General features: G+C 59.8%; 13 protein-coding genes and 1 pseudogene. 3 read left to right on the forward strand and 11 right to left on the reverse strand.

Annotation, left to right across the window (positions count from 1 at the left end):
• Positions 1 to 8 precede the first annotated feature (8 nt).
• The 4 genes from J3A98_RS07950 to J3A98_RS26835 form a co-directional block, all read right to left on the reverse strand.
• A complete protein-coding gene (locus J3A98_RS07950; protein ID WP_176684745.1) occupies positions 9 to 431 on the reverse strand; it encodes a RidA family protein in 423 nt (140 codons plus the stop codon).
• Positions 432 to 462: 31 nt separating this feature from the next.
• Positions 463 to 1,602, reverse strand: coding sequence for a tyramine oxidase subunit B (locus tag J3A98_RS07955; RefSeq protein WP_209965184.1), 1,140 nt, complete (start codon positions 1,600 to 1,602; stop codon positions 463 to 465).
• Positions 1,603 to 1,922: 320 nt separating this feature from the next.
• Positions 1,923 to 2,270: a hypothetical protein gene (locus tag J3A98_RS26830; RefSeq protein WP_245355193.1), complete on the reverse strand. Its 348-nt coding sequence runs from the start codon at positions 2,268 to 2,270 to the stop codon at positions 1,923 to 1,925.
• A gap of 167 nt (positions 2,271 to 2,437) precedes the next feature.
• On the reverse strand, positions 2,438 to 2,716 hold the full coding sequence (locus tag J3A98_RS26835; RefSeq protein WP_245355191.1) for an MFS transporter: 279 nt from the start codon (positions 2,714 to 2,716) through the stop codon (positions 2,438 to 2,440).
• Positions 2,717 to 2,721: 5 nt separating this feature from the next.
• Here J3A98_RS26835 and J3A98_RS07965 point away from each other — a divergent pair.
• Positions 2,722 to 3,530: pseudogene (locus J3A98_RS07965) on the forward strand (reverse transcriptase domain-containing protein); the annotation flags it as partial.
• 124 nt (positions 3,531 to 3,654) lie between these two features.
• Here the strand turns inward: J3A98_RS07965 and J3A98_RS07970 are convergent.
• From J3A98_RS07970 to J3A98_RS08000, 7 genes are all read right to left on the reverse strand, one after another.
• The gene (locus tag J3A98_RS07970; protein WP_209965186.1) at positions 3,655 to 4,965 is read right to left on the reverse strand and encodes a hypothetical protein; all 1,311 of its coding nucleotides are present in this window, start codon (positions 4,963 to 4,965) and stop codon (positions 3,655 to 3,657) included.
• 184 nt (positions 4,966 to 5,149) lie between these two features.
• Positions 5,150 to 5,590: a heme-binding protein gene (locus tag J3A98_RS07975; RefSeq protein ID WP_176684742.1), complete on the reverse strand. Its 441-nt coding sequence runs from the start codon at positions 5,588 to 5,590 to the stop codon at positions 5,150 to 5,152.
• 11 nt (positions 5,591 to 5,601) lie between these two features.
• Positions 5,602 to 7,089 carry an aldehyde dehydrogenase family protein gene (locus J3A98_RS07980; protein ID WP_209965189.1) on the reverse strand — a complete coding sequence of 496 codons (1,488 nt, stop codon included), beginning with the start codon at positions 7,087 to 7,089 and terminating at the stop codon, positions 5,602 to 5,604.
• Between the two features lie 195 nt (positions 7,090 to 7,284).
• Positions 7,285 to 8,394, reverse strand: a complete 1,110-nt coding sequence (locus J3A98_RS07985; RefSeq protein ID WP_209965191.1) for a class II histone deacetylase — start codon at positions 8,392 to 8,394, stop codon at positions 7,285 to 7,287.
• A 17-nt stretch (positions 8,395 to 8,411) separates the two neighbouring features.
• Positions 8,412 to 9,563: an MFS transporter gene (locus J3A98_RS07990; protein WP_209969766.1), complete on the reverse strand. Its 1,152-nt coding sequence runs from the start codon at positions 9,561 to 9,563 to the stop codon at positions 8,412 to 8,414.
• Positions 9,564 to 9,594: 31 nt separating this feature from the next.
• On the reverse strand, positions 9,595 to 10,479 hold the full coding sequence (locus tag J3A98_RS07995) for a transporter (protein WP_209965193.1): 885 nt from the start codon (positions 10,477 to 10,479) through the stop codon (positions 9,595 to 9,597).
• 111 nt (positions 10,480 to 10,590) lie between these two features.
• Entirely contained in the window at positions 10,591 to 11,550 is a 960-nt protein-coding gene (locus tag J3A98_RS08000) for a helix-turn-helix transcriptional regulator (RefSeq protein ID WP_176684737.1), read from the reverse strand.
• A gap of 303 nt (positions 11,551 to 11,853) precedes the next feature.
• Here J3A98_RS08000 and J3A98_RS08005 point away from each other — a divergent pair, with 303 nt between their 5' ends.
• Entirely contained in the window at positions 11,854 to 13,350 is a 1,497-nt protein-coding gene (locus J3A98_RS08005; RefSeq protein ID WP_209965195.1) for an APC family permease, read from the forward strand.
• Positions 13,331 to 13,915, forward strand: a complete 585-nt coding sequence (locus J3A98_RS08010) for a DUF3156 family protein (protein WP_176684735.1) — start codon at positions 13,331 to 13,333, stop codon at positions 13,913 to 13,915. Before J3A98_RS08005 ends, J3A98_RS08010 begins: the two co-directional genes overlap by 20 nt.
• Positions 13,916 to 13,939 lie beyond the last annotated feature (24 nt).

A 13,939-nucleotide genomic window follows, 5' to 3' on the forward strand; every position in this document is an offset into this window, starting at 1 on the left:
GGTGGCGGTTATTGGCCGAGGCGGATCAGCCTGACGTCGGCGCGTGAGGCGCCGCGGTAGGCGGTGACCTCCAACTCGACCTTGTAAACAGTCGAACCCAGCGGTGGACAGGTGACGGTGGTGGCGGGATCGATGCCGCGGAACTTGGCGCCAATTACTTCCATCACGGCCGGCACGTCTTCTGGTTGCTGGATGAACACCCGGGAGCTGATGACGTCAGCCAGGCTTGCATCGACAGCGGCGAGGGCGGTTTCGATGTTGGCGAACACCTGGTGGGTCTGTTCGATGACGTCGTCGGCGATCAACTGCGTCTGCGGGTTGCGCCCGGCGGTGTTGGAGACGTGGATCCAGTTGTCTACCGCCACCAGGCGGGAGTAGCTGGCCATGTCTTCGAACTTGGAGCCGGTCTTGAGTTTGGTGATTTGGGTCATGGAAATAGCCTTGGCGGTAGGTAAGTGGAGATCAGTTGAGAACGGGCTGTTCCCAGAGGTTGAGCTTGACGCCGATGCCTTGCGCGATAGCGTTGCGGTACACCACGGTGCCCCAGGCGACGTCCTCCACCGGCATGCCGCCGACGGACATTAGGATGATTTCTTCGTCGTTCAGGCGTCCCGGTGCTTCACCGGCGATGATCTTGCCGATGTCCTCGACCTGCTCGGCCTGCAGGGTGCCTTCGGCGATCATGTCCATGAAGCGCACGCCCACCAGCGGCACGTGGTTGTGGGCCGGCTTGGGCAGCTCTTCGAACCAGGCTTCGTAGAGGCCGGTGTTGTCAACCACCTTGCGCACGTCGGCCTGTTCCATGCCCGCGTCGATGCTGCACGGGGCGGGCATGGCGAGGAAGGCGCCGGGCTTGACCCATTCGCGCTTCACCAGCGGATACAGCGACGGGTCGCCGACTTCGCCGGAGCTGCAGTAGCTGACCAGGTCGGACCCACGGACCACCTCTTCCAGGGTCTGCACCACCTGCACATTGGTGATTTGCGGGAAGGTGGCGTTCAACCAGCTGACGAAGGCGTCTAGGTTCTTCTGGCCGCGGCCCTTGATCTTGATGGTGTCGACCTGCGGGCACACGGCCATGAAAGCCGCGACGGTGGTCTTGCCCATCACGCCCGGGCCGGCCAGGCCGATGATCTTGGCATCCTTGCGCGCCAGGTGGCGGGCGCCGACTCCGGGGATCGCACCAGTGCGGTAGGCCGACAGCAGGTTGGCCGACATGTGCGCCAGCGGCGCGCCGGTGTCGGCGTCGTTGAGGGTGAGCATCAGGATCGAGCGCGGCAGGCCTTTTTCTCGGTTGGCGATATTCGAGCCGTACCACTTGGCGCCTGCCGTCTGGAAGCTGCCACCCAGGTACGCCGGCATGGCCATCATGCGCCGGTCGGCGGTGGGCTTGGGCATGCTCGGGAACGGCGAGTGCTCGGGGAAGGTGATCATCGCGCCGTGCGAGTCACTGTTCGGACCGGCCATGCGGTAGTCGCCGTGGTAGAGCAAACCGAACATTTCTTCCATGGTGTCGACGCAGGCGGGCATGTCCGTCACGCCTGCGCGGATCATGTCCTGTTCGGAGAGGTAGATGAAATCGATGCGGGTGTCGAAGGTCATAGCGGGTCTCACTGCACGGACGGTATCTGGGGGGCCGCCGTATTTGGGTTTTATTGTTGTGTTACCCGGCTGGACCGGGCGGACAGGTGATCTCAAGGTTATGGGCAGTTTCGCTAACGACTGGTAGGTCGTCTTGTTTGTGTCTGCCAGAGCAATTGACCCCCTGTGCCAGCTCAGTCGGTTCGTCTTCAATTCAGGTCGTCAGGTGGGGGGCGCGGCCGTTCGGTACGTATCCATTCGCTTAGGTGGTACACCACGCCAAGCAAGATAATTCCGCTGCAAATCAAGTAGCCCAAGACGTGATTGTTCATTGCACTTCCTCAATGCCCAGCCAATGAATAGCTTGCTGGCACGTCTCGTAGGCTCAAGGTGGTCAACACACAGACCAGCAGTGTGCTCACTGCTAGAAGTGCGGTCCATGCAACCGGGCCGTGATGCAGCACTACCGCAGCCAATGGAGAGGCGCTGGACGACACCGATAGCTGGATGGCGCCGAGCAAGGCGGCGGTCGAGCCCAGGGATTTTTCCTGCGATGACATTGCCAGCGACATCAGCGTCGGTTCTGCTATGCCTAATCCGAACAGAGCTAACGCCATGCCATCGGCTACACCGGGCAATCCCAGGCCTACCATTGCACCAACCAAGGTCAGCAGGGCGCCAGCAACCATGCAACGCACGCCCTAGCGTACTGAGCTTGTTCAAGCCAAGGCGGCCGATCAGTCGGCTGTCAAACATAGCGTCCAGCATCACTGACACGCCGGTGGCACCGAAAAGCAGGCCGAGGACTTGTGCGGTCATGCCAAAGTGCTCTGTACACCAGCGTTACGTCGCCTATTTAGGCGAGCAGGAAGAAAAACACGGCAGCCATCGCCAAGGCTGGGCGTAGGAGAAGTCGGTCAGCGAGGATGGTCAGGTAGGTTCGGCAAGCGCTGCTAAGGCTTAATGTTTCACGCTGGTGGTGTGGCAGGGTCTCCGGCAGGTTTAACAGATTGTTGATCCATACCATTAGTCCCATGCCGGCCAGTACGAGCATCACAGCCCGCCAGCCGAAATACGCGTCGATCATGCCGCCCAAAGCTGGCGCGAGGATCGGAGCTACACATTCAATGGTCATCAGGCGTGGAACTCGATCTGGAGAAGTTTTTCGATCGGGTCAATCACGACATCCTCATGGCCTGCATCGAACGTCGGGTCAAAGACAAGTGCGCACTCAGGCTTATCCGTCGCTACCTTGAAGCCGGGATCATGTCGGGCGGTGTCGTCAGCCCACGGCAGGAGGGGACGCCGCAAGGCGGCCCGCTTTCGCCGTTGCTGTCGAACATCCTGCTCGACGAACTCGACCGCGAGCTGGAGCGACGGGGCCATCGCTTCGTACGTTATGCCGATGATGCGAACATCTATGTACGCAGTCCCCGGGCCGGCGAACGGGTGTTGGTCAGCGTCGAGCGCTTCCTGAGAGAACGTCTGAAGCTGACGGTGAACAGGAAGAAAAGCCAAGTGGCAAGGGCGTGGAAGTGCGACTACCTAGGCTATGGGATGAGCTGGCACCAGCAGCCAAGGCTGCGCGTGGCAAGGATGAGCCTAGACCGCTTACGCGACCGGCTCAGAATGCTGCTGCGCAGCGTACGGGCTCGCAAAATGGCGACTGTCATCGAGCGGATCAACCCCGTCCTGAGAGGCTGGGCTGGCTACTTCAAGCTCAGCCAGAGCAAGCGGCCTCTTGTGGATTTGGACGGCTGGGTCAGGCGCAAACTTCGCTGCGTTATCTGGCGCCAATGGAAGCGGCCCTCCATGAGGGCGCGCACCTGATGCGTCTTGGGCTGGGTCAAGAGCGTGCCTGTAAGTCGGCCTTCAATGGCCGCGGCCCATGGTGGAACTCTGGAGCGCCACATATGAATCAGGCGCTGCCGAAGAAGCTCTGGGATTGACTCGGGCTTGTCTCGATACTGGATATGATCAACCGGCTTAGCCGCATGATCTGAACCGCCGTGTACGGAACCGTACGCACGGTGGTATGAGAGGACGGCGGGTGTGAGCCCGCCTCCTACTCGATCAGAACGGCACCGCCACGGTCAGTTGGCTGTACACATTGGTACCATTGCCGCCAACCTGGTTACCACCGTTATCCTGATCCTTGCGCGGTTTGTACAGACCTACCAGAGGGCTGATGATCAGGTGCTCGTTGACGGCCCACTCCAAGTACAGGTCGAGTTCGCGGGCATCGAGGTTCAAGCTGTCGCGGGTACGCAGCGTATCAAAATCAAAGTAGAGGGCTCCGACTGTGAGGTTTTCCAAGGGGTTGGCTTTCAGGCCAATATGATGAATGCCAGTGTTGCTGTTGAACGGACCGGCATAGTTGGCAGCAACTTCCCCTTGGAACCAGGTGCCGTAACCACTGGACAAGCCGCTGAATAGAGGATCCCATTCGGCAGAGTAGCGGGTGTAGCGGTAGGTCAACTGCGGAGCCCAAGGCAAGTCTGTAAAGGTGTAACCCGCCTGCAGGTACCAAGCATTTTCTGGTCCGCCGTGTTTATCCTGCCAAGCATATTCAAAGGCGAAGCTAGCGTTTTCGACGCCAGCGCTACCTTCGCCACGCACGCTGTATACATCCATGCCTTCGCGAGCCTTCTGGAAGTCGCTGGCCCACTGGTCGGTGACATCGATGCCGTGAATCCAGTTCAGGCCCAGGGTGCCCAGAGCGTGGGTGTAGTCCAGCGTACCGGCAGCAAGTTCGGTTTCGGCCTGGGCACGGTTGTCGGATTTGAGCCACAACAGGCTGCCGTGCAAACCGTCTTGGCCGCCCAGGCGCAGTATTGCAGTGCGGTCGAAAGCATGGCGCGCTGCCAGGTAGTAGGCGCCCCCCCGATCCAGAGCACCGTCGGCTACACCGTTGCCCAGGTTCGGCCCGTCGTCGTTGATCAGGAAGCCACTGCCCAGGCGGATCACCTGGCGGCCGGCGGAAACATCTACACCATCCTTACCCAGTAGCGGCACCAGGTCGCCCGAGCGCCAGCCCAAATAGGCGTCCTCGATCTTGGTGGTGCGTTCTGAGCCGTCAGTGTAGCCGACGGCATCACCGTCACCCCACGTCGCGGAACTTACCCAGTTCAATGCTCCATACAAGGTACCATTGCCAGCGAGGCCCTGGTCGCCACTGAGCCCATACTTGATGAAGCCCTCCCGCCAGGTTGAGCCTCCTGACGTGCCATCATAGTTCTTGCGGCTGTTGAACATACCCCAGACCGCGAGCATGTCAGCATTCAAATGGCTGTCCTCGTCGGCGTACAGTTCGTAAGCCGGCGCGACCTGGCTGGCGAGCAAGGCCGCTAGGGCCAGGCTCGACAGCGTTTGCGGTTTGACCATTGCACTTCCCTCGTTGTCAGTCGCCTTTGACAAGACGCTTTCTTGTACGTGGGCACCCGCATTGGCGGGCGCCGTCGCGGTTGGCTGCGACGGCTTATTAGTGCGTGAGGTGCAGGTCGAGGTCTTGTTTCTGGCTGCCAAGACGCTTGCACGCCTTGGCCACGCACAGATTTACAGCGTTCGATCAGGCTTGTAGAAGGGCTGCAACATGATGGGCGCCGGCCTTGGCGCAGAGTGTGTCGATGGCCTCGCTGGCACCAGACACGCCTATCGCCCCGATGACCTGTCCGGCATGGAGCAAAGGTTCACCGCCACCGAACAGGGCCATCCCTGGTTGCAGCGGTAAACCATTGCGCACCGCCTCGGAGCAGTGCTCCAAGCGTTGCCCCCAGTCAGCTGTGGCAATGCCGAAACTTGCAGCGGTAAGCGCTTTGCGCAGCGCTATGGCATGTGCAGGAAGTGGTGCACCGTCCATATGCGCAGTGTGGATCGGCAGGCCACCACCATCAACGATTGCCAGGCTGACCCTGACCTGCTGCTGAGTGGCTGTGTCGAGCGCCGCCTGTAGCGCCTGCATGGCCAGGGGGAGGGTGAGGGTGAGTTTTTCGCGTAGCCAATGCGACATGTCATGCCCCCTCAATAGCGGATCATGACCGATTTGAGCTCGGTAAAATCGTCGATGAACGCCGAACCAAACTCACGGCCGATGCCGGAAGCCTTTATGCCACCAAACGGTACAGCTGGGTCGAGGAGGGTGTGCATGTTGACCCACAGTGTGCCGGCTTGGATTTCCGGAATAAGGCGCATGGCCTTGCCCAGGTCGTTGGTCCACAGGCTGGCACTGAGTCCGTACGGCGACGCGTTCATCAATTGAAGCAGTTCTTCTTCCGTGTCATAAGGCAGGAAGGTCGCCACCGGGCCAAAAGTTTCCTGATTGAGCAAGGTATCGCTGGCGGATTTGGCAAGAATCACTGTCGGCTCGACGAAGCATCCTGGGCCATCTCCGATGCGCCCACCGTGGATGATCTGGCTACCCTCTGCGCGAGCCGTGGAGAACAGTTCTGCAAGCTTCAGCTGGTGCGGCTTGTTGGCTACCGGGCCGAACTGCGTGGTTTCGTCTAGCGGGGACCCTACCTTCAACTGGCTCAGGCGTTGGGAGAGGGCTTCGAGCAGTGGGTCGATGCGGGAGCGGTGCACATAGAAACGCTCACCGGCGGCACAGATCTGCCCCGAGTGCAGGAAGCCGGCCTCGATAATGCCGTCGACGGCTTTGTCCGGGCCAACGTCTGGCAGGAACGCCACGGCGTTCTTGCCGCCCAGTTCTAGAGTGGCACGGGTGAGCTTCGCGCCCATGGCAGCTTGGCCGACAGCAATGCCCGTAGGTACGGAGCCGGTGAACGATACCTTGTCGGTGCCCGGGTGCTCGATCAGTGCCTTGCCCACATGGCCAGCGCCAGTCAGCACGTTCAACGCACCCGCCGGTAAGCCTGCTTCAGTGGCAAGCTCGGCGATACGCAAAAGCGTCAGGGGCGTGAACTCGCTGGGCTTGATGATGATGCTGCAGCCGGTGGTCAGCGCCGAGGCCAACTTCCAGATGGCGATCATGGTCGCGAAGTTCCATGGCACGATACCGACGACCACGCCGATTGGCTCGCGCAGGGTGTAGGCGCTGTAGCGCTCACCAGCGAACGAAGGCAGAGATGGGGTGATGGTCTGGCCAGTGATCTTGGTCGCCCAGCCAGCGTAGTAACGTAGGAAGTGTGCGGCCTGCTCGACTTCGAATGCGCGCGAAATGCCGATCAGCTTGCCCGATTGCAGGGTTTCCAACTGGGCCAACTCTTCACGATTGGCTTCAAGCAGGTCGGCGAGCTTGAAGAGTACACCAGCACGTGATGCTGGGCTGGTATGCGACCAATTGGTGAAACCCTGGCGCGCCGAGTCCACTGCACGGTCGACATCGGCTTGGTCGGCGTCGGCGATTTGAGCGATGGTTTGGCCATTGGCTGGGTTGACTACCGCTAAGCGGTTTGAGGACTCGCCGACGACAGTCTGGCCATGAATGTACAGGCCATGATCACGCGCCAGGAAGGCGGTGACTGCAGGCAGCAGGTTGATATCGCTCATGGTGCGCAAACTCCGGGCAGTGTAGAAGGGAATGCTGGAGCCTAGCGTGTTGTCCCGCTCGACATCTTGTCTGAGCCTGTCACCCGCATGACGCTGAGTGCCAGCGTCTTGGGGGGCGTCCGTTTTGGTACGCCGCACGACGGCGACTGCCTGCGTGATACGTCGCAAACCCAGAGCTTGCGACGTATCTTTGACTCAGGCCAGTTGCAAGGCCAGTGTGTCCAGCAACTCGCGTTGAAACGCGCACGCCTGCGGATTCGGCTGTTGAGACTGGATAAATTCCAGCATGGGGTCGATTACTCCTGTGCGAACTCCGCTGAGCGCTTCGAGTGTCGCCAGTCCGCAGAAGGGCACATAAGCTTCGGAATACCCGCCTTCATGCACCAGCACCAAACGTCCGCCACACAAACGGTCGGCAAGGTCGCGCATGCGCTGAGTCATGGCCCGGAAGGACTCGCTGTGCAGCAACATCCGCGCCAGCGGGTCAACGGCATTGGCATCGTACCCACATGCAACGACGATCAGCTCTGGCTCGAAGCGTTCGATGGCAGGGATGATCAGCTTATCCATCGCATGCAGGTAGGCATCATCACCGCTTCCCGGCAGCAGTGGGACATTGAGATTGGTGCCCCATCCATCGCCTTGACCCCGGTCGGTTTCGCCACTGTACCCCGCCGGAAAGCAGCCCTGCTGGTGCAGAGATATGGTCAGTACATCGCCACGTTGCTCGTAGATCGATTGGGTACCGTTGCCATGGTGCACATCCCAATCCAGCACTACCACTCGACCCAGCCCGTATCGGGCTTTTGCAGCTTCGATCGCTACAGGAATATTGGCAAGGAAGCAGAAGCCCATGGCTTGGTCGGCCAGGCAATGATGTCCTGGAGGTCGTGATAGAGAATAGGCATTGCTGGCTTCACCCAGAAGCACGCACTCGACGGCAGCGATGGCCAGACCAGCTGAGAGCTTGGCGATCTCGTAGCTGCCTGGACCGATGGGCGCATGAGGTCCCAGGGTGCCTCCGCCCGCATCGCTCAGTGCCTTGAACTGCTCGAGATACCGTTCGGTATGTACTCGCAGCAGGTCTTCCTCGCTAGCGGGCGCTGCGCTTCTAACGTCCAGTTGACGAGTCAGCCCGCTGACATCCATGAGATTCTTCAGACGGCGCTTGGTCTCGGGAGACTCGGCATGCCCTGCAGCAGCAGGTGGCTGCACCCAGCCCCCGACCGGGATGGTAAGTGCGTGTAGTCCAGCACTATGCCAGAGGCTCAATTCGTCGAAAAAGAATGCAGTCTTTTGAGTCATAAGATCTCCATTGAGCATTAAAGTGGGGTAGGGGTGCGGCAGGCCATGGCGAGCAGCAGGGATATCAACGTCAGGAAGGCGGCCCCAAGCAGGGTGGACTGATATCCCCCACTGTTTTGTATAAGGTGCCCAGCGACCGCCGGCCCGGTCGCCAGGCCGGCGCCGATCACCAGGTTGGAGAGATTCATCAGGCGGCCCGAAGGATCGAGTTCAGCTATGCTGGCGAGGACCATCGGAAGGACGAAGGTCCAGGTGAATTTGAAGGTCAGCGCGGCGAGCGCGAACCGTTGCGGCTCAGGCTGACCTTGCAGGAGCAACACGGCAAGGATCATCAGGCCATATCCCCCCAGTAAGGAGAGCGTCCGCGGCAGTCGGTCACCAACCCACGACGCCAAGCCTGCCCCTAGAATTCCCATTACAGTGGCTATGGCCAGAATCCGGCCGCTATCGTAGGCACTGATCGAGGCAGACTCGGCCAGTGAGCCTATGAACGTCCAGACACCGCTCAGGCTCAGATAGAAGGTGAAGATGGCTGCCATCCCAAGCAGTGCCTTGCCAGTACGAAGCTGTCGAATATTGCCAAGGGCACTTTGCAACAGGTGTCCGGGGAATGCGCATGTCATTGGCAGAAGCAAGAGCATCAGCGCTGCCAGAATCAGATAGCACGCCCCCAGTCCGTACACGGTGAACAAGCCTGGCAGGACCTGCAGGCCAATGGTGCCCAGCACCAGTTGCCCCAGCACCCACAGCGCATAGATCCGGCTGGAGTTGGGCAGTGATGCTGCGCAGCTCATGCAGAGGATCATTAGTGAGCCGCCCCCTAGAGCTGTCATGCCCCGCAGGATGATCAATGGCGCGTAGCGCTCGGCTTGAGCGGATAGCAGGTTGCCGATGATAAATAGCAAGGCCGAAACCAAGGCAGCGTGGCGCAGATTGACACGCTTGAGCCAAAAGGCTGCAGGGATCGTCGCAAGGCTCATGGCACCAAGCTCGACCATGAACAAGTTGCCGATCTGCGAGGGCGTCAATCCCCATTGACTGGCTAGCTGAGCGGCCAAGATCGGCGCAGTCATCAGGACGGATGGCACAACGGCGGCAAACAGGACAATAGCACTCAAAAGCCTCCATCGCGGGACTATGCGCAAAGGAGAGGTAGCTGGTGTTTCCATCGGCTGGGTCATTGACGGAGCTCCGAAAGGGTCAGAAGACATGGACAAGGCGCAACAGCGTCTGGCTGCCGTGGTAGCTGTTATCGCTGTCCACATCCTGGGTGAAAGCGACCAGCGCCTGATTCTGCCGATCAAGCCAATGCCCAACCTCAAGCCCCACCTGGGTCACGCGCTTATGGGTGTTGTCGATGCGTTGGCCGTTGATACGTAATTCACCACCGTCGGCGTGGATCAGCCGCAGCGCGCCGTAGGTCTTCTGGCTGAAGTCATATGAGGCGAACGCCTGTAGGCGATAGAGAGGGTCTTGTTCGAGATCGCTGCCGAAGTAGTCATCGTTCTTGCCATACACTTGGGCTTCCAGGTTCGCCTCTAGCACCCATCTGTCACCCACGCCTTGGGTATGGTTGAGGATGAAATGTCCCGCCCAGCGATTTGCCCCGGGCGATACGTCAGGGTTGTGGCTGTGGTATTCGCCCACAGGCAAGGTGATGAGGCTGAGGAGGCCGGTGTAAGTTCGGGTGGCCGGCTCATTCACTAGAAACAGCGTGCCACCGACCTGCGGATCGCCGATCCCGCTTTCCTCACTACTCTGCGAGGCGCCTGGCAAGCGAGCGTCAATGTCTACCAGTGGCACGATGAACTGTGGCGTGCACAAAGTTCCGCACACATCGGTGAAGACCAGTTGGCGCCAAGCGAAGGCGTTTACCTGGAGGTTTGCTTTGCCATTGCTATCTGCCGCCCCGTGGTACTCGCTGTTGCGAGTCATTGGCATGTAGAGCACGCCTAGCGTGGTGCCAACCGGGGCGCTGAAGAAATCCCTGGCGTTAAGGTCAGCAGCCTTGCACGCGCCACTTGTCAGACCAGTTATCAGTGTGAGCTGGAGAGCGCCGGCCAGCCAATTCGTATGCTTGTTCATTACGCATTCTCTTGTGATTATTGGATCGAACTTCCCGGCAGATTTCAGGCACGAACGTGCCTGGGCCGCTCAAGACGAGCAGCAAAAAAGGGGGCGGAGGATTAGCGATTGTCAGCCAGAGTTATTGCGCAACAGTTGCCCGATACGGGCCTTGTCCTTGACGCCGAGCTTGCTGTAGATGGAGCGAATATGGTGGCGCACGGTGTTTGGGGCTAGTCCTAGGTCACGGGCGACCTCCTTGTATGTCCTGCCTTCACCGAAGCTTGAGGCGACCTCATGCTCGCGTGGGCTGAGCGTTTCCAGCGGGTTCTGCTGCCGCCCTGCGATCAGGAAAAGGTCACCGGCATTTGAGATGCTTAGGTGTATTCGGTCGATGGCGGTTTCACCAGTCTCAATGGCAATAGGCAGACTAGGTCCGCTCCACTTTGGCCAACCTTGCAGCAGTAGCGCGATGAAGCCAGGTTCGGCGCAATGCAGCGTACCGTGGCGGTCACACACGGCTAGTGCAAGGTTCTGAGGGTTGCTCAGGGTTTCGCGGGCAGCAATCAACGTTCGGATGCGGTTGGCCGCGACAGCTGCGGACAAGTGAGGCATGAGGGTTTCCAGGAGCAGACCGTCCTGCGGACTGAACGATGCAGAGTCCGGGCTGCGATACAACGTCAGATGCTCGGAAAGCCGAGTTATCGGATCGCTCACGATGATGCACATCAGTTGGCCGATGTGGTGCTTGGCTCCGAGCCAGGTCAGGCCAGGTGTAGTGCCCATGTCGATGACCACAGCGTGGCCAGGGTGGCTGTGCACACTCTCGATGGTGACGTCGTCGTGGCTGATTGATTGCCAGTCCAGGAGATACTGAACTGGAAGCTTGAAAAGCTGCGTACTGCGTTCCACCGGCACCCCGTTGATCAAAGCGGCCAGCCCCCACCATGCCTTGTCGAACGTAATGAGTTCACTTAGACGTTCAATCATCAGGCTATGGAAGTGCTCAATGCTCTGGCTCTGTGCCAAGCGCTGGATGTCTAGCACGGTGCTACTGAAAGCACTCAGTGTTTGGGCGAGGCGATCGCTCATACGGGGAGTCTCCGGGCGATTTTTTATTATTGCTGGCAGGCACTTCGAATGTGTTCATGTCGAGTGGCTTGGTTACCAGTATTTGACCAGGCAGCCGTGGGTGCCATCCTACAGATGCGGGATAAGCGGGTCTCTGGTGAACTGGCCATCTGGCAGGCTGTAACAAGAGTTCAGGCAGGCAAAGGCAAGACTGCGGGGCACGCAGGGCGCACAGTGCAGGTACATGGAGGTAGGTCGGGCCTGCATGTGGAATGGTCCGCTTACCCTCTACCAGCCAACACTGAAGCCAGGGTCTTGATCAAGATGTCATTCAACAATAAGCTCACTGAGCACCTCAACCAAGGCACAGTCGGTTTCCCTACCGCACTCGCCAGCACCGTCGGGCTGATCATGGCCAGCCCCGTAATACTCACTGCGACCATGGGCTTCGGCATCGGTGGCGGCGCGTTTGCCATTGCCATGGTCATCGCCGCGTTGATGATGTTGGCGCAGTCAACCACCTTCGCCGAGGCGGCCTCGATACTGCCGACCACCGGCTCGGTTTACGACTATATCAACTGCGGCATGGGCCGCTTCTTTGCCATTACCGGCACGCTTTCAGCCTACTTGATCGTGCATGTGTTCGCTGGCACTGCCGAGACCATCCTGTCTGGGGTGATGGCGTTGGTGAATTTCGAACACCTCAACACGCTCGCTGAGTCCGCAGGCGGTTCTTGGCTGTTGGGAGTCTGTTTTGTGCTGTCGTTTGCGGTACTGAACGCGTTCGGCGTCAGCGCTTTCAGTCGCGCTGAGGTGATCCTCACCTTCGGCATGTGGACGACCCTGATGGTGTTCGGTGTGCTGGGTCTGATCGCCGCCCCTGCGGTGGAGCTGGAGGGCCCGTTTGGCGCCTCTCTGGTAGGCTCTGATGTGATGACCATCCTTTCACTGATCGGCATGGCCATGTTCATGTTTGTCGGCTGCGAGTTCGTGACGCCGCTTGCGCCCGAACTGCGTCGCTCGGCCTGGGTATTGCCACGCGCCATGGCGTTGGGCCTGTTTGGTGTGGCCAGTTGCATGTTCATCTACGGCGCGGCAATGAAGCGCCAAGTGGAAAACGTCGTACTCGATGCCGCCACCGGCGTACACTTGCTGGACACGCCCATGGCCATTCCGCGCTTTGCCGAGCAGGTGATGGGTGACATCGGCCCAGTTTGGCTGGGTATCGGCTTTTTGTTCGCCGGTGCGGCAACCATCAACACGCTGATGGCCGGGGTGCCGCGCATTCTTTACGGGATGGCGGTAGACGGAGCGTTGCCTAAGGTCTTCACCTACCTGCATCCGCGCTTCAAGACGCCATTGCTGTGCATTCTGGTGGTTGCACTGATCCCGTGCCTACATGCCTGGTACTTGGGTGGCAATCCAGACAATATTCTGCACTTGGTGCTGGCTGCCGTATGCGCTTGGAGCACGGCCTACTTGCTGGTGACCTTGTCGGTGGTGATCCTGCGTATCCGTCGCCCAGATCTGCCGCGGGCCTACCGTTCGCCGCTGTTCCCGTTGCCGCAAATCATTTCAAGTGCGGGCATCATCATCGGCATGCTGTTTATCACACCGCCTGGAATGAACCCGGCGGACGTTTACGTGCCGTTTGCCATCATGCTTGGCGGCACGGCAGCCTACGCGCTGTTCTGGTCTCTGTGTGTGCAGAAGGTCAACCCGTTCAGGCCTGCCCGGGTTGAGGATGTACTGGAAAAAGAATTCGCCGCCGAACCAGGCCACGCTCCGGAGCGTCCGCAACATGATCAGACATTTGCGTGAAAGGCTGCTGGTGCCTCAGGCGCCTTCAGGTTATAGGCCCGGTGTCACCTTGGGGCATTTGCTGCGTAATCTTGGGCCGCTGGAAATACAGCGGACGGAAGCGGGTGTCGCGCAGGTGCGTCTGCGCCCTGGGGGGGGGCAGGTCGAGGTACGTGAGGACGTAGAGGCGCACCTGCTAATGCATGTGGTGACCTGCGAGTTTCGCTTGAGCGTGCCTGCCCTGCAGCAGGGCGAAGTACGGTTGGAGCTGCGCCATACCGGGGCATTTCGGCGCACCGGCATAGCTTGCGTGTTCCGGGGCGGCGAGCAGGCTTTCTTTGCCCGAATACGCGATCATTTTGACAGAGATGCGGCCTTGTTGGCGGCGCTGATGCCGCTGGACTTCAAGCGGCTGACTCTGGAGTGCAGCAAGGGCCAATGGCAACTTGCCCTGGAGCATATGGGCGGAAGCGAGGTGGTCAACCGGATGCCGGCGTTTCGTCGCTACATTCAAGTAAGTCCGCAGCAGCGTTCTCATTTGCTCGCCAGCCTGTCTAGCTTCACTGAGATTCTGCAACGCATCTGAAGCGAACTGGCATATCCTTTGCTG

The organism is Pseudomonas sp. BP6 (genome assembly GCF_017875935.1).
Classification (GTDB): Bacteria; Pseudomonadota; Gammaproteobacteria; order Pseudomonadales; family Pseudomonadaceae; genus Aquipseudomonas; species Aquipseudomonas putida_Y.

Coding starts and splice junctions, on each gene's coding strand:
- J3A98_RS07950 (WP_176684745.1), bottom strand. CDS start 431: ATGACCCAAATCACCAAACTCAAGACCGGCTCCAAGTTCGAAGACATG.
- J3A98_RS07955 (WP_209965184.1), bottom strand. CDS start 1,602: ATGACCTTCGACACCCGCATCGATTTCATCTACCTCTCCGAACAGGAC.
- J3A98_RS26830 (WP_245355193.1), bottom strand. CDS start 2,270: ATGGTTGCTGGCGCCCTGCTGACCTTGGTTGGTGCAATGGTAGGCCTG.
- J3A98_RS26835 (WP_245355191.1), bottom strand. CDS start 2,716: ATGACCATTGAATGTGTAGCTCCGATCCTCGCGCCAGCTTTGGGCGGC.
- J3A98_RS07970 (WP_209965186.1), bottom strand. CDS start 4,965: ATGGTCAAACCGCAAACGCTGTCGAGCCTGGCCCTAGCGGCCTTGCTC.
- J3A98_RS07975 (WP_176684742.1), bottom strand. CDS start 5,590: ATGTCGCATTGGCTACGCGAAAAACTCACCCTCACCCTCCCCCTGGCC.
- J3A98_RS07980 (WP_209965189.1), bottom strand. CDS start 7,089: ATGAGCGATATCAACCTGCTGCCTGCAGTCACCGCCTTCCTGGCGCGT.
- J3A98_RS07985 (WP_209965191.1), bottom strand. CDS start 8,394: ATGACTCAAAAGACTGCATTCTTTTTCGACGAATTGAGCCTCTGGCAT.
- J3A98_RS07990 (WP_209969766.1), bottom strand. CDS start 9,563: ATGGAAACACCAGCTACCTCTCCTTTGCGCATAGTCCCGCGATGGAGG.
- J3A98_RS07995 (WP_209965193.1), bottom strand. CDS start 10,479: ATGAACAAGCATACGAATTGGCTGGCCGGCGCTCTCCAGCTCACACTG.
- J3A98_RS08000 (WP_176684737.1), bottom strand. CDS start 11,550: ATGAGCGATCGCCTCGCCCAAACACTGAGTGCTTTCAGTAGCACCGTG.
- J3A98_RS08005 (WP_209965195.1), top strand. CDS start 11,854: ATGTCATTCAACAATAAGCTCACTGAGCACCTCAACCAAGGCACAGTC.
- J3A98_RS08010 (WP_176684735.1), top strand. CDS start 13,331: ATGATCAGACATTTGCGTGAAAGGCTGCTGGTGCCTCAGGCGCCTTCA.